Here is an 18,260-nt window from a genome sequence, read left to right on the forward strand (position 1 = left end):
TTATCCCTGTTGGTCAACACTGGTTAGGCGCAAGGTGGCCACCACGGGCAGATGATCCGAGAAGGGCACCCGCGGAGCCTCGGCGGACAAGGCGGTCAGCCCTTCGGTGATCAGGACGTGGTCGATCCTCTCGGCCGGGGCGTCGGCGGGCGAGGTGGGCGGGTCGCCGAGGTCGAGCAGCGGGTCGGACAGCCCGGCCTGCTCCAGCACCCGCATCTCGGGATCGCCCGGCCGGATGTTGAGGTCCCCGGCCAGGACCACCGGCCTGACGACGCCGGTGCGGGGGTGCCGCCCGGCCGGAGTCGCCTCGGCCGCGTCCTTCCCGGCCGCCAGCGCCCCGACCATGGCGGCGACCTCGGCCGCCTGCCCGCCCGGGGCCTGCAGGTGGGTGTTGACGATGCCCAGCTCACCGCCGCCTTCGACATCGAGCACGATGGCCTGGGCCTGCGCCCCTGTCGGGTAGTCGTGCCGGCCCAGCGGATGGGAGTGAACGGCGCGCACGCTCAGGTTGGTCAGCAGGGCGTCGCCCCACACGTTGTCGGCTGCCGGGGCGAAGTGGTAGCGCATGCCCAGGCCGAGGGCGATCCTGGCCAGGTCGTCGTGGCCGCCGTTGAGCAGCCAGCCCCGGTCCACCTCGCTCAGCAGCACCACGTCCGGCTCCTGGGCGGCGATCCAGGCGGCGATGTCGTCCAGCGACAGCCGCCCGTCCAGCCCGAACCCCATCCGGATGTTGTAGACCACCAGCTTGACCGTGGTCCCGGCCGCGGCCCGCTCCACCGGCGGCGGCTGCCAGCTCGTGACCGCCACCAGCGCCGCGAGCGCCGCCGTCGCCGCCACGGACGGCCACGCCCGCCGCCGCACCCGGGGCCCCGGCGGCCGGGCCCGCCCCGGCCGGAGCGCCACGACCGCCGCCAGCACCGCGATCGTGATCGGCCAGACCTGGTTGGGGACGCCCAGGTCCAGGTCGTACGAGGCGTAGTAGGCGAAGGTCGCCACCAGGAACACCACCCCGCCGCCGAGCACCGCGACCCCCTGGCGTCCGCCCGCCCGCCGCCGCGCGGAGGCGGCGAGCACCGGCCCGGCCCACAGCAGCACCATGGCGCCACTCAGCCCCAGCCCCGCCGGCCCGGACGCGGGCAGCAGCAGCAAGCCGGTGAAGCACACCAGCAGCACGCCCGCGATCGTGTCGAAGGCGGAGGAACGCGACGGCCGCGATGCCAGCACCGTCGCCGCGACCAGCGCCGCCACCTGGAGGAAGGCGTCCCAGGCGAGCAGGCCGGGCCCGGCGGCCGCCTTCGCGTAGCCGGTGGCCGCCATCCCGGTCAGCAGCAGCACCGGCCCGAACAGGAACCACGTCCCGGCCGGCGCGAGCTCATCGCGGTCCCGGGAACCGCCGGGCGCGTCGCCACCCGCCCGAGCCGAGGCGTCGTCGTCCGTACGGGGCCGGTCGTCGTGGTTCGCGGGGGCCGAGGCGTCGTCGTCCGTGCGGGCCGGGCTGTCATGGCTCGCGGGTGCCGGGCGGTGGCGGCGCGGGTGGACGGCCAGGGTCAGGAACGCCGCGCACAGGGTCAGCACCGCGGCCCAGACGAGCGGCCCGGACCGCCACACCAGGTCCACCCCGTCGAGCAGCAGGTGTCCGAGGATCGAGCAGGCCAGGCCGCCCATGATCCCCGCGGGCGCCGCCGTCCGGGTGGTGCTCCTGGCGCACCCGTACAGGAAGACCAGGCCGGCGCTCACTCCCGCCGAGGCCACGTACAGCTGTGAGACCTCCCCCTGCAGGAGGACGCGCGCCAGCACGAGCGCGGCGGCCCCGCCCAGCACGGCCCAGCGGGGTCGCAGCAGCAGGGCCAGGAACGGCAGCACGAACCAGGCGGCCGCGTAGAGGCCCATCAGCTCGGGGGCGGTCGAGCCGGCCTGGCCGAACAGGGTGATCAGCGAGGGCAGGAACACCCGCAGCACGTCCAGGAAGAGGACGATGCCGAGCGCCAGGAGGGCGACCTGGTGGCGGACGGGAAGCATGAGCCATCCTCGCGTTCACCTGCATCGATAAGCAAGGGTGGGAGCGCTAAACTTCCAACAACCTTTTCGATTGTGACGGTGGGATTCAGCGTGGAGCGACGCCCTGGTGTGCCCAGACTGCTCAGGGAGATCAACGACCGGGCCGCTCTGGAGCTGCTGCTGGCCTCGGGGCCGATGACCCGCGGCCAGATCGGCGAGCTGACCGGGCTGTCCAAGGTCACCGCGTCGCAGACGCTGGCCCGGCTGGAGGAGCGCGGGCTGGTCGAGGTGGTCGGCGCCCAGGCCGGCGGGCGCGGCCCCAACGCCGCCCTCTACTCCGTCATCGCCTCCAGCGCCTACGTGGCCGGGCTGGAGGTCGGTCCCGGGCTGATCTCCACCGCGGTCGCCGACATCCACGGCCGCACGATCGCCCAGGTCACCGTCGACCCCGACGGCCACGCCGACCCGGTCGCCGCCGTGCACGACGCGATCACCAAGGCGTGCCGCACCGCCAAGGTCGGCCTGAGCCGCCTGCGCGGCGTGGTCATCGGCACGCCCGGCGTGGTCGACCCGCGCAGCGGCGACGTACGCTTCTCCTTCGACCTGCCGGGCTGGCACGAAGGCATCCACGAGGCCCTGGCGGGCGACCTCAAGCGTGAGGTGACGATCGAGAACGACGTCAACCTCGCCGCCATCGCCGAGCGCGCCGACGGGGCCGCGCGGGGGATCGACGACTTCGTGCTGCTCTGGTCCAGCCGCGGCCTGGGCATGGCGGTGATGCTCGGCGGCCGGCTGCACCGAGGCCGGTCCGGCAGCGCGGGTGAGATCGGCTACCTGCCGGTGCCGGGCGTGCCGCTGCCGGAGGACATCCGCACCGCTCCCGGCCGGCTGCCGTCGCTGGCGGGCGGCCTGCAGTCGCTGGTCAGCGCCGAGGCGGTGGCGGAGCTGGCGCGGGGGTACGGGTTCGCGGCCGACAGCGCCGGCCACGGCGTCGAGGTGGCGGTCGCGGCCGGCGCCGAGGGCGAGGCGCTGCTCGACGAGATCGCCCGCAGGCTCGCCCTGGGCGTGGCCGCCGTCTGTGTGATCCTCGACCCCGGCCTGGTGGTGCTGGCGGGCGAGGTCGGCCATGCCGGGGGAGAGGCGCTCACCTCGCGGGTGGAGGAGGCGGTGGCCCGCATCTGCCCGGTCCGCCCGCAGGTGGTCACCACGGCCGTCACCGACCCCGATCCGGTGCTGCGCGGCGCGGTGCTCGCCGCGCTCGACCAGGCCCGCCAGGAGCTCCTCACGTCCTGACCGGGGCCCGGCCGGTCAGGACGCCAGGAGCTCCTCACGTCCTGACCGGGGCCCGGCCGGTCAGGAGCTCGGCCGCGGCCTGCGCGTTCGCCCTGGCCGCGCCGTACGTGGCGAGGTAGACGGCGGCGTCGGGGCGCCAGACCGGCAGTCCCATCTCGACCACCGTCGCGTCCGGCCGGGCCGTCACCAGCGCCGAGACCAGCGCCCGGCTGTCCGGATGGCGGTGCGCGTCCTTGACCACCACCACGAGCGACCGGTCCGCGGCCTTGGCGAGCAGCCCCGGCACGTCGGCGGCGGCGGGGGTGACCCGCAGGATCTCCGCCTCCGGCAGCCACGGCCCCAGCCCCCACGGCACGTCGCCGACGGCGATGGTCGGCGGCGTGTCCACCTCGACCACCAGCGGCTCGGCCAGCGGCGCCGGCTCGCCGGCCAGCCGCACCGCGCGGCGGGCGGCCCGCAGCCCGACCCCGTTGCGCTCGGGCGGGGTCCGTCCGGGGGAGCCGAACCAGGCGCGCAGCGCCGCCACCCGGGCCGCCGCCTCCTCCAGCCGGGCGGACGGCAGCGCGCCCTCCTCCACGGCGGCCACGATCGCGTCGATCACGCCCCGCACGTCGTCGCGGCCGGGCAGCGGACCCAGGCAGAGCAGGTCGGCGCCGGCGGCCAGCGAGCGCACCGCGCCGCCGCCGAGCCCCACGCTCTCGGTGATCGCGTGCATGTCGAGCGCGTCGGAGACCACCACGCCGTCGTAACCGAGCTCGTCGCGCAGGAGCCCGGTGAGCGCGGCCGGCGAGAGGGTGGCGGGCGCCCGGCCGGTGAGCGCCGGCACGGCCACGTGCGCCGTCATGATCGACTTGGTGCCGGCGGCGATGGCCGCCCGGAACGGCACCAGCTCCCGGTCGCGCAGCACCTCCGGCGTGACGTCCACGACCGGGACGGCCAGGTGCGAGTCCACCCGGGTGGCGCCGTGGCCGGGGAAGTGCTTGACGCAGGCCGCGACGCCCGCCGCCTGCAGCCCTTCGACGGCGGCCACCGCGTGCCGGGCGACCAGGTCCGGTTCGTCGCCGAACGCCCGGGTGCCGATCACCGGGTTGTCCGCCTCGGAGTTCACGTCGGCATCCGGGGCCATGTCCAGGTTGACCCCGCACCCGGCCAGCTCGGCGCCGATCGCCAGGTACACCTGCCGGGTCAGGTCAGGGTCGTCCACCGCGCCGAGAGCCGCGTTCCCCGGGTACGGGCTGCCCACGTGGTAGTCCAGGCGGGTGACGTCGCCGCCCTCCTCGTCCAGCGAGATGACCGGCTCGCCGCCCGCCTCCCGCAGCGCCGCGGTGAGCGCGGACAGACGCTCGTGGCCGTCGACGTTGAAGCCGAAGAGCGTGACGCCGCCCAGTCCGGCCTCCAGCTCGCGCAGCACCCAGCCCGGCGGCGTGGTGCCCTGGAAGGCGGCCAGCAACGTACCGGCCGCGAGGCGGCGCAGCCCCCGATCACTTCGACTCATGGCTCCTCATCAGGTGAGAACGGGCAGCCTCGGGTAGAGAGAGGTACCGGAGGCGCGGGTGGGTCAGCCCTTGACGGCGCCGGCCATCAGGCCGGTCACCATGCGGCGCTGCACGATCATGAAGAAGACGACGACCGGGATGGTCATCATCGTGGAGCTGGCCATGATGGCGCCCCAGTCCGTGCCCTTCTGGCCGAAGAAGTACTGCAGGGCCACGGGCATGGTGTAGCCGGACGACTCGCTCATCAGCACCAGCGCGAAGATCAGCTCGTTCCACGCGGTGATGAACGAGAAGATGCTGGTGGCCACGAGGCCGGGCGCCACCAGCGGGAACAGCACCCGCCAGAACGTGACGAACCGGGATGCCCCGTCGATCCAGGCGGCCTCCTCCAGCGATTTGGGCACCGCGGCCACGAACGTGCGCAGCATCCAGATGCCGAAGGGCAGCGTCAGCCCCACGTTGACCAGGATGAGACCGCCGAGGTGGTCGTACAGGCCGAGATCCTTGACCCGCAGGAACAGCGGGATGAGCAGCGCCTCGGCCGGGATCATCTGCGCGAGCAGCAGCAGGAACAGGAAGCCGGTGCGGCCCTTGAACCGGAACCGGGCCACCGCCGTCGCCGCCAGCAGCGAGAAGACCGCCCCGACGAGCACGGTGCCGAGGGCCACGATCGCGCTGTTGCGCATGTAGACCCAGATCGAGTTGCCGGCCACGCCCTCGGTCAGCACCCGGTCCAGGTGCTCGAAGGTGAAGTGGGTGGGGAACGGGATGAACTCGGTGGTGAAGATCTGGTCGTTGGTCTTGAAGGCGGTCGTCACCATCCAGTAGACGGGGAAGACCGCGAACAGGAACACCAGGAGGGCGGTGCCGTTGAGCGCCACCTTGCCCAGACGCCTCCTGGCCAGCGGGCTCATCACAACTCCTCCTGCTTGACCAGTTGCCGGATGTACACGGCGGTGACCACCAGCAGGATCACCGTCAGCACCAGCGCGATCGCCGAGCCCGTGCCCATCTTCTGCGGCGCCTTGAACGCCTCGGTGTAGGAGTACATGGACAGGTTGAACGCCTCACGGTTCGTCGGCCCGCCCATGAGGACGTACAGCTGGCTGAAGACCTTGAAGTCCCAGATGATCGACAGCACGGTGAGCACCGCGAACACCGGCTTGAGCAGCGGGAACGTGATCCGCCAGAACGTGCGCCAGCCGGACGCCCCGTCGACCCGCGCGGCCTCGTACAGGTCGGAGGGGATGCCCTTGAGCCCGGCCAGCACCGACACCGCGATGAACGGGAAGGACGCCCACACCACCGTGATGACCAGCACCAGGTAGACCGACCAGGCGTCGTTGAGCCACGGCTCCCCGGTCCAGTCGGCGCGGCCGAACACCGCGACGGACAGCCAGTCGGGCAGCAGGTTCAGCGCCCAGTTGATCATCCCGGCCTCGGCGTCGAACAGCCACCGCCAGATGATGCCCTGCGCCACCGGCGGCACGGCCCACGCGCACATGATGCCGATCACCAGGAACGTGGACATCTTCCTGCCGAGCTTGCTCAGCAGCACCCCGACCGCGGTGCCCAGCACCAGGGTCAGCGTGACGGCGATGACCGCGAACACGACCGTGTTGCGCAGCGAGTCCCAGAAGATCTCGCTGTCGAAGATCCGGGTGAAGTTGTCGGTGCCGACCCATTCGGCCGGCCTTCTGCCGCTGATCTGCGGCAGGCCCACCTTCTGGAAGGCGATGACCGCGACCTGGATCATCGGGTAGAGCAGCAGCGCCCCGATGACGAGCAGGCCGGGGATCAGCAGGACGTAGGGGATGGACCAGACGGGCAGGCCCTTGCCTCTGGGGCGTCGGGACGGGCCCCGGCCCGGGGCGGAGGCGTGCCTGCCGCCCCGGGCCAGCGTCGACGTGTTGGTCATGGGTCCTCAGGACTGGTTGAGGATGTCTTCGAGTTCGGTGTTGGCCGCCGCGAGCGCCTCGTCGGCGGAGGCCTTGCCCTCGATCACCTGGCGCGCGGCGTTCTGCAGCACGGCCTTGGTCTCGTTGGCCTCGGTCCAGTTCGGGTCCGCGGGGAAGGCCTTGGCCTTGGCGAACGCGGCCGCGAACGGCGCCTGCGCGGGGTCCTCGGCCAGCTTGGCGAGCGCGTCCGGGTAGACCGGCAGCAGGCCGCCGTCGGTGGCGTACCTGACGCCCCACTCCTTGCCGGTGGCCAGCTTCACGAACTCCTTGGCCGCCTCCGGCTCCTTGGCGGTGCCCCACACGGCGATGTCGTTGCCGCCGAGGAACGCCTGCGCCTCGCCGCCGTCCTTGCCCGGCAGCGGGAAGAAGGCGAGCTTGTCGCCCTTGAGCTTGCCCTTGCTCTCCTCCTCGATCGCCGCCAGGTCCCAGGACGCGGTCAGGTACATGCCGACCTTGCCGTTGGAGAAGCGGGTACGGATGTCCGAGCTGTTCTGGGTCAGCCGCGACTTGCTCGACAGGCCGTCCGTCACCAGGGACGTGTACTGCTCGAAACCGGCCTTGAATCCGGGCTCGGCCAGCTTGCCGGCCCACTTGTCGCCTTCCTTGACCGCGTACTCGCCGCCCGCGGTCCAGGCCAGCGAGCCGAGCAGGTGGTTGGCGTCCGAGCCGCCGTTGAAGGCGAAGCCGTCGACGTCCGAGCCCTTCTCCGCCTGCACCTTCTTGGCCGCGGCCACGAGCTCGTCCCAGGTCTTCGGGACCTCGATCTTCAGCTCGTCGAACCAGTCCTTGCGGTAGAGGACCGCGCGGGTGCCGCCGCCCCACGGCACGGCGTACGTCTCGCCGTCGATCGTCTCCAGGCCCATGAGGTTCTTGGGGATCTGGGCCTGGTCGCCGGAGCTGACGATGTCGGTGACCGGGGCGAGCGCCTCCTGGCTCACCCAGAGCGGGACCTGGTCGTTGCCGATCTCGGTGACGTCGGGCCCGGCGCCGCCGGCCGCGGCGGCGGTGAACTTGTCGTTCACCTGCGGCCATGGGATCCACTCGACCTTCACACTGGCGCCGGTCTGCTGCTGGAAGGCGGCGACCAGCTCGTCGGTGTACTTCTGCGCGTCGGGGTTGCTGTCGCCCAGGCGCCAGAGCGTGAGCTCCTTGCCCGCGTGCGCGGGACCGCTCGCCGCGGCGGTGCTCGCCGCGCTCGGCTCCGCGGGCGCCTCGGCGCCGCCACAGGCGGCCACGCCCAGGGCCAGCGCGGCCGTGGTGACCGTAGTGGCTGTGATCTTCGCGATCCTCACAGGGTTCTCCCTTCCCGGGTGCTGGCCTACGGTCCGCACCAGGCTGATCGTCAATGCCGAACGACAGGTGTTAAACTAACAAGAAACTTTCTTAAAAGAAACCGTCCGTTAGCCGATCGTGACGAGAGGGGCATGAAGATGAGCCGGAGCCCGGGGACCCCTCGGCTGCTGCGCAGGCTGAACGACCGCTCCGCGCTCGAACTCCTCCTCGCCGAAGGCCCGCTCACCCGGGCCGAGCTGGGCGAGCGGACCGGACTGTCCAAGGTCACCGCAGGTCAGCTGCTCGCCAGGCTGGAGGACAGGGGCCTGGTGGAGGTGGCGGGGGAACGCGCCGGCGGCAGGGGACCCAATGCCGCACTTTACGGCGTACGACCCTCCAGCGCCTACGTCGCCGGGCTGGAGGTGCTGCCGGAGAGCGTCACCGCCGGGGTGGCCGACATCACCGGGCACACCGTGGCCGAGGTCACGGTCAACCCCTCCGACGGCGACCCGGTCCGTACCGTGCAGGCCGGGGTGGAGCGGGCCTGCGCCGCGGCCGACGTCAGCCTGTCGCGGCTGCGCGCCTTCGTCATCGGCACCAGGGGCATGGTCGACCCGCGCACCGGCGACGTCCGCTTCTCCCTGGACCTGCCCGCCTGGCACGTCGGCGTGCTGGCGGGGCTGCGCCGCACCCTCGGCGCCTCCGTTACCATCGAGAACGACGTCAACCTGGTCGCCCTCGCCGAGCACCGCTACGGCGCCGCCGTCGGCGTCGACGACTTCGTGGTCATGTGGGCCGGCGTCGGCCAGGGCCTCGGCGTCATGCTCGGCGGCCGGCTGCACCGCGGCATCACCGGCGGCGCCGGCGAGATCGGCTGGCTGCCCGTGCCCGGCGAGCCGCTGCCCTCCGAGGTCAGGCAGCCCAACTCCGGCTCCTTCCAGCGCCTGGTCGGCACCACCGCGCTGAGGGGACTGGCGGGCGCGTACGGGGTGCCCGGCGCCGAGGTCTCCGACCAGGTGCGCAGCGGCGGGGACGACTACCTCGACGAACTGGCGGCCCGGCTCGCCGTGGGCGTGGCCGCCGTCGCCGTCGTCCTCGACCCCGGCCTGATCGTGCTCAGCGGCGACATCGGCCGCGCGGGCGGCGACCGGCTGGCCGCCAGGGTTCAGGACGCCGTCGCCCGCATCTGCCCCGCGCCGCCCCGCGTCGTCACCGGCGGCGTCCCCGGCAACCCGGTGCTCCGCGGCGCTCTCGTGGCCGCGCTGGAACAAGCTCGCGAACAGGTGTTCTCCGACACTGTCTGACAGCTATGTGAGAATCACTGCACATGTGGCACCCTCCGAGCGACATCGTGCTCATCTCCGATCCCCGCGTGGCGGCGATCCCGGTGCGTGACAACGGCGAGGCCCTGGCCGACACGCGCGGCCGCCTCCGCGTGGACGACCGGCTCGCCGACGCCGAAGGCGCCTACGCCCACCTGCGCGCCGGACTGCTGGCCAGGCTCGAACGGGCCGAGCGGCATCTGCCCGACGGCTACCACTTACTGATCGTCGAGGGCTACCGGCCCGTCGCTACCCAGCGCCGCTACTTCGAGTCGTACCGCGACCAGCTGCGCGCCGCCTCGCCCGCCCTCACCGAGCAGGAGGCGCACGTCGCCGCCAGCCGCTACGTCTCCCCGGTCGAGGTCGCCCCGCACACCGCCGGCGCCGCCGTCGACCTCACCCTCTGCGACCCCGAGGGCACCGAGTACGACATGGGCACGCAGGTCAACGACAACCCGGAGGACAGCGACGGCGCCTGCTACACCGCCGCCCCGCACGTCTCCGCCGACGCCCGCGCCCACCGCAAGCTCCTGGCCGCCGCGCTGGAGCCGGCCGGACTGGTCAACTACCCCACCGAGTGGTGGCACTGGTCCTACGGCGACCGCTACTGGGCCCTGGCCACCGGCGCCCCGGCCGCATGCTACGGGCCGGTAACGATGTAGCGATTCCGGAAGGCGGCAGGCGGGCACAAACCGTGCGGAGGCTCCCCCGACTTCCTGCGAGGTGTGGGCATGGTTCCGCTGATCGGGATCGAAGAGGAGTACCTCGTCGTCGACCCGTACACCCGCCACGTCACCCCCAGGGCGGCCGACGTCCTGGCCGCCGCCACGGACATGCTCGACGTGGCCCACGAGATCACCCGGTTCCAGGTGGAGGCCCGCACCACGCCCTCCGCCGACCTGGCCGAACTCGGCTCCCAGCTGCGCGCCGCGCGCAAGGAGGTCGCCGGGGCAGCCCGCTCCTGCGGGCTCGCCGTCGTCGCCAGCGGCATCCCGGTGCTCGGCAACGTCATGCCGCCGCCGCTCAGCGACGACGCCCGCTACGAACAGGGCCGCACCCTCTACCGGGCGCTGCAGGACGAGATCAGCATCTGCGCCCTGCACGTCCACGTGGACGTGCCGGACGAGGAGCACGCCGTCTACGTCGGCAACCATCTGCGGCCCTGGCTGCCGACGCTCATCGCGCTCGCCGCGAACTCGCCGTTCTTCGTCGGCCGCGACACCGGCTACGCCTCCTGGCGGGTGATCAGCTGGGGGAGATGGCCCGTGTCCGGCGCGCCGCCGTACTTCCCCACCTTCGGCGACTACGAGCTGGCCCTGCGCGCGCTCGCCGAGTCGGGCGCCCTCATGGACCCCAAGACCGTCTTCTGGGACACCCGGCCCTCGCCGCAGCTCCCCACCGTCGAGATCCGGGTCGCCGACGTGCCGCTCGACGTGAACGACAGCCTCACCATCATCGGGCTGGTCCGCGGCCTCGTCGTCAGGGCGCTGGCCGACGTGGCGCGCGGCGACCGCGGCCTGCCCATCCCGTCGGAGGTCGTGCGGGCCGCCTACTGGCGGGCCGCCCGCGACGGCCTCACCGGCGACAGCCTCGACGTGCGCCACGGCACGCTCGTGCCCGCCCCGGTGATGGCCCGCCGGCTCCTGGCCCACGTCGGCGACGCGCTGGCCGAGGCCGGTGACCTCCCCTACGTCCGGGACGGGCTGGAACGCCTGCTGGACAAGGGCTCCGGCGCCGAACGCCAGCGCCGCGTGCACGCCCGCGAGCAGGACCTCACCGAGGTGGTCGACGACCTGATCGAAGCCACCGTCGCGTAGCGCGGAGCCGCCCGCCGCCGCCGCTGTCCCGCGTACGGGCCCGGCGGACCAGGGGGCGGCTCAGGCGGTGACCTCCTCCTTCTGCCGGTACCGGCGCATCAGCACCCAGCCGGTGCCCAGCAACGCCAGCCCGATCACGATCATGCCGATGGCCGTGGGCCAGCGCAGCCCCGGCGACATGTAGGTGGCCAGGAACCAGCTGTGCTCGTACATGCCGTTGATCAGGAACACGGTCGCCACGATCCCCTGCGGGAACAGCGGGATCATGGCCAGCCCCCAGCACAGGTAGGTGACGGCCTGCGCCCCTCTCGGCATGTCGGGCACCTGGAAGGTGCTCTTGGTCTCCGGGCGCCGCCCGGTGCGCATCATGTGGAGCAGCTCCGGCCCCTGCGCCTCCAGCCGCCGTTCGGCCAGCAGCCCCAGCCCCCAGTAGCACAGCGCGCCGGTCGCCGCCCCGACCGGCACGCCCAGCCAGCCGAACATCCACGCCACCACAACCGCGGGCACCGCCGTGGCCGCCACCAGCATCAGCATGAGGTAGGCCAGCCCGGTGAGGGAGCTGTCGTCCTCGCTGGTGCGCAGCGGGTTGCCGCCGCGCCGCGCGGGGTCGATGCCCGGCACCAGGCCGTACACCGACATCAGCGGCACCAGCCCGGCTCCGCCGCCCAGCAGCGCGAGGGTCACCGCGCAGATCACCGGCCACGGCCCGCCGTTCACGGCGGTCAGCGCGACGGTCACCACCAGCGCCACCGGCGCGACCGCGACCAGCCAGGCGAGCTGCCTGCCGCGCACGTCGGACGCGCCGGGCGTCATGACCGTCAGCCAGAGCGCGGTGCCCTCGTCGCCGTACTGGTTGGCCGTCATGGCCGCGGCCATCACGATGAAGATCGGCCCCGCCCACGGCAGCATCCCCGGCCACCCCAGCACGAGCGGCGCGCTCGCGAAGAACAGCCCGTACGCCAGCGCGAACGTGATCTGATGGGTGCGCACCAGATCGCGGGTCCAGGTGCGCAGCTCCTTGGCCACCACCGCCTCCCGGGCCGAGCGCGCCCGCATGGGCCGGCGGCCGCGGGTCGACGGCCTGGTCGTCCCCGCCCGCCTGGCCAGCAGCGCCGCCCACGCGGCCAGCAGCAGCCCGACCAGCACCGCCAGCGCGACCAGGGCCAGATAGTCGCCCCGCACGGCCAGCAGGCCCCAGCCGGACGGCAGATAACGCACGAACTCCGGAACCCCCGAGCCCTGGCCGAGCGCGACGGCGAACACCCAGCCCTGCCCCAGGAACGCCAGGATCGCCCCGTTGACCAGAGCCGCGCCGACCGCGCCCACCCGGGACCGCAGCGCGATGCCGAGCACCGCCACCGCGACCCGGGACAACAGCACGAACGCGGCCAGTTGCAGCACCATGGCGGGCAACGCCACCAGCGCCCCCACCACGCCCTGCCGCGCTCCTGCCACCACCAGCCCCGACAGGGCGAGCAGGCTGACCGCGGGCGCCACCCCGACGAACGCGGAGGCCAGCAACCCCACCGCCAGCCGGTGTGCCGGCAGCCCCAGCATCGCGAAGAACTCGGGCCGGAGCGTCTCGTCACCGCCGCCGGAGAACACCGGCCCGATGATCCAGCCCAGCATCCACACCGCGTACGCGGCCGTCAGCCAGTCGCCGTCGAGAAACGCGAGAAAGATGGTGCCCGTGGCCAGCACCGCCCCCAGCGAGCCGGCGGAGATGACCATGCTGCCGTGCTGACCCGTGAGACTGTGGCGCAGGACGGCGATCTTCATCCGGGCCATCGTCACCGCTACAACCACGACAACCCCCTGGCCGTGGCCGAGCCGGAGCCGACCAGCTCCACGAACCTGTCTTCGAGCGACCCGGCGCCGCGCACCTCGGCCAGGGGCCCGGCGGCCGCCACCCGCCCGGCGTCGATCACGCCGACGTGGTCGCACAGCTGCTCCACCAGCGCCATCACATGGCTGGACAGGATGATCGAACCGCCGCCGGCCACGAAGCCGCGCAGGATCGCCTTGATCGTCGCGGCCGACACCGGGTCGACCGCCTCGAACGGCTCGTCCAGCACCAGCAACCGGGGCGCGTGGAGCAGCGCGGTGGCCAGGCCGATCTTCTTGCGCATGCCGGTCGAGTACTCGATGACCAGCGTCTTCTCCGCCGCGTCGAGCTCCAGCACCGCCAGCAGCTCCGCGGCCCGCTCGGCGACCACCTGCGGGCTCAGCCCGCGCAGCAGGCCGAGATAGGTGAGCACCTCCCGGCCGGTCAGCCGCTCCGGCATGGCCATCGCGTCCGGCAGCACCCCGACGAGCTGCTTGGCCCGCGGTGCGTCGGCCCACACGTCGATCCCGAAGATCTGCGCCGATCCCCGGTCAGGCCGCAGCAGCCCCACCGCCATGGAGAGCGCGGTGGTCTTGCCGGCGCCGTTCTGTCCGACCAGGCCGTAGAACGAGCCCTGTGGCACGGTCAGCGACACCTCATCGACGGCCTTCTTCTCGCCGAAGGTCTTGGACAGACCGTCGATCTTCAACGCGGCGGTGATAACTGCCTCCTGCGGCTGAAACGGGGATGATCTAGGCACGTAGCCTAAGACCGCGCGGAGTGGGGTGAAAACCGGCTTCTTCCAACGCCGCCCCCAGCGGCGAGTCGACGATCGGCTCACCGTCGGCCCGCTCCACGGTGAGCTTGCCCAGCGCGCCGTCGCGGACGGCCAGCGCCAGCGCGTCGACGGCGGGCCGCAGCCGCTCGTCGTCGGCGAACGACAGCAGCGTCTTCCCGCCACGCTCGACGTAGAGGACCAGGCGCCCGTCCACCAGCACCACCAGCGCCCCCGCCTTCCTGCCCGGCTTGTGGGACGCCTCCCCGGGACGCGCGGGCCAGGGCAGCGCCGCCCCGTAGGGGTTGGCCGGGTCGGCCGCGGCCAGCACCACGGCCCGCCGCTCCTCCCGCGTCTCGCCCGACGCCGACGGCGCCATCGCCCGCATCCGGTCGACCGCGCCCGGCAGCGCGAACTGGGCCCCGCCGAGCCCTTCCACGAAGTAGCCGCGCCGGCACCGCCCGCTCTCCTCGTAGGCGCGCAGCACCTGGTAGATCGGTGAGAACCCGCCCGGCAGCCGCTCGGCGGTGACCGCGCCGCGCGTCACCACGCCGTGCCGCTCCAGCAGCACCTCCGCCTGCGCCTGCGCGCGCAGCGTCGTGTCGGACGCCGCCTCCGGCAGCAGCCACCAGCGCCCGGCCACCGTCGGCGGCCCGCTCCGGCTCGGCAGCACCGCCCGCCGCCGGCGGGTCGCCGGCCGGTGAGCGGGCCGCCCCGAGCCGAGCGCCGCCCGCATCGGGGCCAGGGTGTCACCCGACACCCGCCCCGCCCACACCAGGTCCCACAGCGCGGTCGCCGCCGCCTGGTCGTCGAGCAGCCCCAGCCGGTCGGCGAGCTGGCGGAAGAACAGCGCGCCCCCGCCGCCGAGCTCCTCCAGGATCCGCTCGTGCGCCGGCGTCATCGTGATCTCGGCCGCCTCGGGGAGCAGCAGCGGCGCGGTGTCGGCGAAGTAGACGGCCACCCAGCCGTCACCGCCCGGCAGCGACCCCTGCCCCGCCCACAGCACCTCGCCGGCCGCGGTCAGCTCGTCGAGCAGCGCCGGCTGGTAGCCCGGCACCCGCGACGGCAGCACCAGCGTCTCCAGCGCCGAGGCCGGCACCGCCGCTCCCTGCAGCAGCTCGATGGCGCGGACGAGCGCGTCCATCGCCCGCGCGCTCCCGCCCGCGCCCCGCGCGCCACCCGCGGTGACGCCGTGCCAGGCCGGGGTGAAGACCGCGAGCGTCTCGGGCGAGACCGGCTCGACCTCCTTGCGCAACCGGGCCAGCGACCTGCGGCGCAGCATCCGCAGCACGCCCGCGTCGCACCACTCCTCACCCCGCCCGCCCGGCCGGAACTCGCCGTTGACCACCCGCCCGGACACCGCCAGCCTGCGCAGCGCGTCGGTCACCACGGCCACGCCCAGCCCGAACCGGTCGGCCGCCGTCGAGGCGTGGAACGGGCCGCGGGTGCGGGCGTGCCGCGCCACCAGGTCGGCCAGCGGGTCGGCCACCGGCTCCAGGAACGCGTGCGGCACCCCCACCGGCGGCGGCACGCCCAGCGCGTCACGCAGCCGCGCGGCGTCCTCGACCGCCGCCCACCGCTCCTCGCCCGCGACCCGCACCCTGATCGCGCGCCGCGCCCGCTCCAGCTCCTCCAGCCAGGCCGGGTCGCCGCCGCGCACGCTCACGTCGAGCTCCGGCAGCGGCCCGTGCGAGCGCAACAGGTCGGCCAGGTCCTCCAGGTCACGCAGCGGGCGATCCAGCCTGGCCAGCTCGCGCTCGGTGTCGGAGATCACGTCAGGGTCGAGCAGCTCGCGCAGGTCGGCCTGGCCCAGCAGCTCCGCCAGCAGCGACGTGTCCAGCGCCAGCGCCTGCGCCCGCCGCTCGGCCAGCGGCGCGTCTCCCTCGTACATGAACGCGCCCACGTAGTGGAACAGCAGCGACGCCGCGAACGGCGACGCCTGCGCCGTCTCCACCTCGACCACCCGCACCCGCCGGGCCGCGATGTCGCGCATCAGAGCGACCAGCCCCGGCACGTCGAAGACGTCCTGCAGGCACTCGCGCATCGTCTCCAGCACGATCGGGAACGACGCGTAGCGCGAGGCCACCCCGAGCAGGTGGGCGGCCCGCTGGCGCTGCTGCCACAGCGGGCTGCGCCGGCCCGGCACGCGGCGCGGCAGCAGCAGCGCCCGCCCCGCGCACTCGCGGAACCGCGACGCGAACAGCGCCGACCCGCCCAGCTCCTCGGTCACGATCTGCTCGATCTCGTCGGCGTCGAACGCCGCCACGTCGGACGGCGGCTCCGCCAGCGTGTCGGGGATGCGCAGCACGATGCCGTCGTCGGAGTGGACCGCCTGCACGTCGACGCCGTAGCGCTCGCGCAGCCGCCGGTTGATCGCCAGCGCCCACGGGGCGTGCACCCGCGCGCCGTAGGGGGAGTGGATGACCACCCGCCAGTCGCCCAGCTCGTCGTGGAACCGCTCCACCACCAGCGTCCTGTCGTCGGGCACGTAACCCGTGGCCTCCCGCTGCTCGCGCAGGTAGGACATGAGGTTGGCGGCGGCGTAGGAGTCGAGCCCGGCCGCGCGCAGCCGCTCGGCCGAGTCGTTCCCGGCCTGCTCGCGCAGGAACGAGCCGATGGCCCGGCCCAGCTCGGCCGGGCGGCCCGGGGTGTCGCCGTGCCAGAACGGCAGCTTGCCCGGCTGGCCGGGAGCGGGCGAGACCAGCACCCGGTCGGCGGTGATGTCCTCGATCCGCCACGACGACGCGCCCAGCACGAACACGTCGCCGACCCGCGACTCGTAGACCATCTCCTCGTCGAGCTCGCCCACCCGCGAGGCCCGCTCCCCGACGAGGAACACGCCGAACAGCCCTCGGTCGGGGATCGTGCCGCCGTTGGTCACCGCCAGCCGCTGCGCCCCCGGCCGGCCCCGCAGCGTGCCCGTCACCCGGTCCCACACGACGCGCGGGCGCAGCTCGGCGAACTCCTCGCTCGGATAACGGCCGGCGAGCATGTCGAGCGTCGCCTCCAGCGCGCTCCTGGGCAGGGTCGCGTACGGGGCCGCGCGCCGGACCACGGCCTCCAGCTCGTCGACGGTCCACTCGTCGAGCGCCGTCATCGCCACGATCTGCTGGGCCAGCACGTCGAGCGGGTTGCGCGGGCAGCGCAGCTCCTCGATCAGGCCGCTCTTCATGCGCTCGGCCACCACGGCCGTCTGCACCAGGTCGCCGCGGTACTTGGGAAAGATCACGCCCTTGGACACCGCGCCCACCTGGTGACCGGCCCGGCCGATGCGCTGCAGCCCGCTCGCCACGCTCGGCGGCGCCTCCACACAGGCCACCAGGTCCACCGCGCCCATGTCGATGCCCAGCTCCAGGCTGGAGGTGGCCACCACGGCGGGCAGCCGCCCCGACTTGAGCGCCTCCTCGATCTGGGCCCGCTCCTGCTTGGACACCGAGCCGTGGTGGGCGCGCACGACCTCGGCCACGGCGCCCTTGCCCGCCCCCGCCTGCGCCATCACCTCGGCCGGCGGGCGGTCCCACTGCGACAGGTCGGCCTCGCCGCCGCGCCGGGCCTGCGCCAGCTCGTTGAGCCGGGCGCAGAGCCGCTCGGCCAGCCGCCGCGAGTTGGCGAACACGATCGTCGAGTCATGGGCCTCGATCAGGTCGAACAGCCGGTCCTCGACATGCGGCCAGATCGACCGGCTGCCCGGGTCGGGCGCGAACTCCTCCGCGTCGGCGGGCCCCGGCCCCGACTCGACCTCGGTCATGTCCTCGACCGGGACGACCACCTCGACCTCGATGCGCTTGTCGGCCGGCGGCTGCACCACCGCCGCCGGGCGCGGCCCGCCGAGGAACGCCGCCACCTCGCTCACCGGCCGCACCGTCGCCGACAGGCCGATCCGCTGCGCGGGCCGCTCCAGCAGCGCGTCGAGCCGCTCCAGCGTCAGCGCCAGATGGGCGCCGCGCTTGGTCGACGCCACCGCGTGGACCTCGTCGACGATCACGGTCTCCACCTCGCGCAGCGCCTCCCGCGCCTGGCTGGTGAGCAGCAGGAACAGCGACTCGGGCGTGGTGATGAGGATGTCGGACGGCCTGGCGGCGAACCGCCGGCGGTCCTCCGCGGGCGTGTCGCCCGAACGGATCGCCACCGAGATCTCCGGCACCGGCGCGCCCAGCCGCCGCGCCGTCTGCCGCAACCCGGCCAGCGGGGCGCGCAGGTTGCGCTCCACGTCGACGGCCAGCGCCTTCAGCGGCGACACGTACACCACCCGCGTGCCCCGCGCCGGCGGCTCGGCCGCCAGCCGGTCGAGCGACCACAGGAAGGCCGCCAGCGTCTTGCCGGAACCGGTCGGGGCCACCACCAGCGTGTTGTCACCGCGGGCGATCGACTCCCACGCGCCCTCCTGGGCGGCGGTGGGCGCCGCGAAGGCCCCGGAGAACCAGCTCCTGGTCACCTGGCTGAAGCGGTCGAGCGAGCTCACCAGCACATACTGCCTCGCGCCACCGACAGAAAACGCATTGCC

Annotated in this window: 12 protein-coding genes; 4 read left to right on the top strand and 8 right to left on the bottom strand. The window is 73.6% G+C overall.

Annotated elements, in window-relative coordinates; genetic code table 11:
• Positions 1-2,019, bottom strand: coding sequence for an endonuclease/exonuclease/phosphatase family protein (locus ACQEUU_RS12440; protein WP_433064510.1), 2,019 nt, complete (start codon positions 2,017-2,019; stop codon positions 1-3).
• A gap of 90 nt (positions 2,020-2,109) precedes the next feature.
• Here ACQEUU_RS12440 and ACQEUU_RS12445 point away from each other — a divergent pair, with 90 nt between their 5' ends.
• Positions 2,110-3,291: an ROK family transcriptional regulator gene (locus ACQEUU_RS12445; protein ID WP_433064513.1), complete on the top strand. Its 1,182-nt coding sequence runs from the start codon at positions 2,110-2,112 to the stop codon at positions 3,289-3,291.
• 34 nt (positions 3,292-3,325) lie between these two features.
• Here the strand turns inward: ACQEUU_RS12445 and ACQEUU_RS12450 are convergent, their stop codons facing one another.
• The 4 genes from ACQEUU_RS12450 to ACQEUU_RS12465 form a co-directional block, all read right to left on the bottom strand.
• The gene (locus ACQEUU_RS12450; protein WP_433064516.1) at positions 3,326-4,786 is read right to left on the bottom strand and encodes a glycoside hydrolase family 3 protein; all 1,461 of its coding nucleotides are present in this window, start codon (positions 4,784-4,786) and stop codon (positions 3,326-3,328) included.
• A gap of 63 nt (positions 4,787-4,849) precedes the next feature.
• Positions 4,850-5,701, bottom strand: a complete 852-nt coding sequence (locus tag ACQEUU_RS12455; protein ID WP_433064518.1) for a carbohydrate ABC transporter permease — start codon at positions 5,699-5,701, stop codon at positions 4,850-4,852.
• Complete coding sequence (locus ACQEUU_RS12460) at positions 5,701-6,705, bottom strand: carbohydrate ABC transporter permease (RefSeq protein ID WP_433064521.1); 1,005 nt, start codon at positions 6,703-6,705, stop codon at positions 5,701-5,703. The genes ACQEUU_RS12455 and ACQEUU_RS12460 overlap by 1 nt, the downstream gene beginning before the upstream one ends.
• A 6-nt stretch (positions 6,706-6,711) precedes the next feature.
• Positions 6,712-8,037 carry an extracellular solute-binding protein gene (locus ACQEUU_RS12465; protein ID WP_433064524.1) on the bottom strand — a complete coding sequence of 442 codons (1,326 nt, stop codon included), beginning with the start codon at positions 8,035-8,037 and terminating at the stop codon, positions 6,712-6,714.
• A gap of 138 nt (positions 8,038-8,175) precedes the next feature.
• Here ACQEUU_RS12465 and ACQEUU_RS12470 point away from each other — a divergent pair, with 138 nt between their 5' ends.
• The 3 genes from ACQEUU_RS12470 (at position 8,176) to ACQEUU_RS12480 (ending at position 11,156) form a co-directional block, all read left to right on the top strand.
• A complete protein-coding gene (locus ACQEUU_RS12470) occupies positions 8,176-9,321 on the top strand; it encodes an ROK family protein (RefSeq protein WP_433071828.1) in 1,146 nt (381 codons plus the stop codon).
• 23 nt (positions 9,322-9,344) lie between these two features.
• A complete protein-coding gene (locus ACQEUU_RS12475) occupies positions 9,345-10,001 on the top strand; it encodes a M15 family metallopeptidase (RefSeq protein ID WP_433064527.1) in 657 nt (218 codons plus the stop codon).
• Positions 10,002-10,070: 69 nt separating this feature from the next.
• Positions 10,071-11,156 (top strand): carboxylate-amine ligase, encoded by a 1,086-nt coding sequence (locus tag ACQEUU_RS12480; RefSeq protein WP_433064529.1) that lies wholly within the window; start codon positions 10,071-10,073, stop codon positions 11,154-11,156.
• A gap of 60 nt (positions 11,157-11,216) precedes the next feature.
• Here ACQEUU_RS12480 and ACQEUU_RS12485 read toward each other — a convergent pair whose 3' ends face one another.
• Genes ACQEUU_RS12485 through ACQEUU_RS12495 form a run of 3 tightly spaced genes read right to left on the bottom strand, consistent with a single transcriptional unit; the run spans position 11,217 to position 18,221 of the window.
• Positions 11,217-12,935, bottom strand: a complete 1,719-nt coding sequence (locus ACQEUU_RS12485; RefSeq protein WP_433064532.1) for a hypothetical protein — start codon at positions 12,933-12,935, stop codon at positions 11,217-11,219.
• Between the two features lie 17 nt (positions 12,936-12,952).
• On the bottom strand, positions 12,953-13,690 hold the full coding sequence (locus ACQEUU_RS12490; protein ID WP_433064534.1) for an ABC transporter ATP-binding protein: 738 nt from the start codon (positions 13,688-13,690) through the stop codon (positions 12,953-12,955).
• A gap of 43 nt (positions 13,691-13,733) precedes the next feature.
• On the bottom strand, positions 13,734-18,221 hold the full coding sequence (locus tag ACQEUU_RS12495; RefSeq protein ID WP_433071829.1) for an ATP-dependent helicase: 4,488 nt from the start codon (positions 18,219-18,221) through the stop codon (positions 13,734-13,736).
• Between the last annotated feature and the right edge of the window lie 39 nt (positions 18,222-18,260).

The organism is Nonomuraea sp. CA-218870, from assembly GCF_050936535.1.
GTDB lineage: Bacteria > Actinomycetota > Actinomycetes > Streptosporangiales > Streptosporangiaceae > Nonomuraea > Nonomuraea corallina.

What these genes read in the sequence shown, in the direction of transcription:
- ACQEUU_RS12470 (WP_433071828.1), top strand. Translation starts at nt 8,176, where the DNA reads ATGAGCCGGAGCCCGGGGACCCCTCGGCTGCTGCGCAGGCTGAACGAC.
- ACQEUU_RS12450 (WP_433064516.1), bottom strand. Translation starts at nt 4,786, where the DNA reads ATGAGTCGAAGTGATCGGGGGCTGCGCCGCCTCGCGGCCGGTACGTTG.
- ACQEUU_RS12460 (WP_433064521.1), bottom strand. Translation starts at nt 6,705, where the DNA reads ATGACCAACACGTCGACGCTGGCCCGGGGCGGCAGGCACGCCTCCGCC.
- ACQEUU_RS12480 (WP_433064529.1), top strand. Translation starts at nt 10,071, where the DNA reads ATGGTTCCGCTGATCGGGATCGAAGAGGAGTACCTCGTCGTCGACCCG.
- ACQEUU_RS12455 (WP_433064518.1), bottom strand. Translation starts at nt 5,701, where the DNA reads ATGAGCCCGCTGGCCAGGAGGCGTCTGGGCAAGGTGGCGCTCAACGGC.
- ACQEUU_RS12485 (WP_433064532.1), bottom strand. Translation starts at nt 12,935, where the DNA reads ATGAAGATCGCCGTCCTGCGCCACAGTCTCACGGGTCAGCACGGCAGC.
- ACQEUU_RS12475 (WP_433064527.1), top strand. Translation starts at nt 9,345, where the DNA reads ATGTGGCACCCTCCGAGCGACATCGTGCTCATCTCCGATCCCCGCGTG.
- ACQEUU_RS12440 (WP_433064510.1), bottom strand. Translation starts at nt 2,019, where the DNA reads ATGCTTCCCGTCCGCCACCAGGTCGCCCTCCTGGCGCTCGGCATCGTC.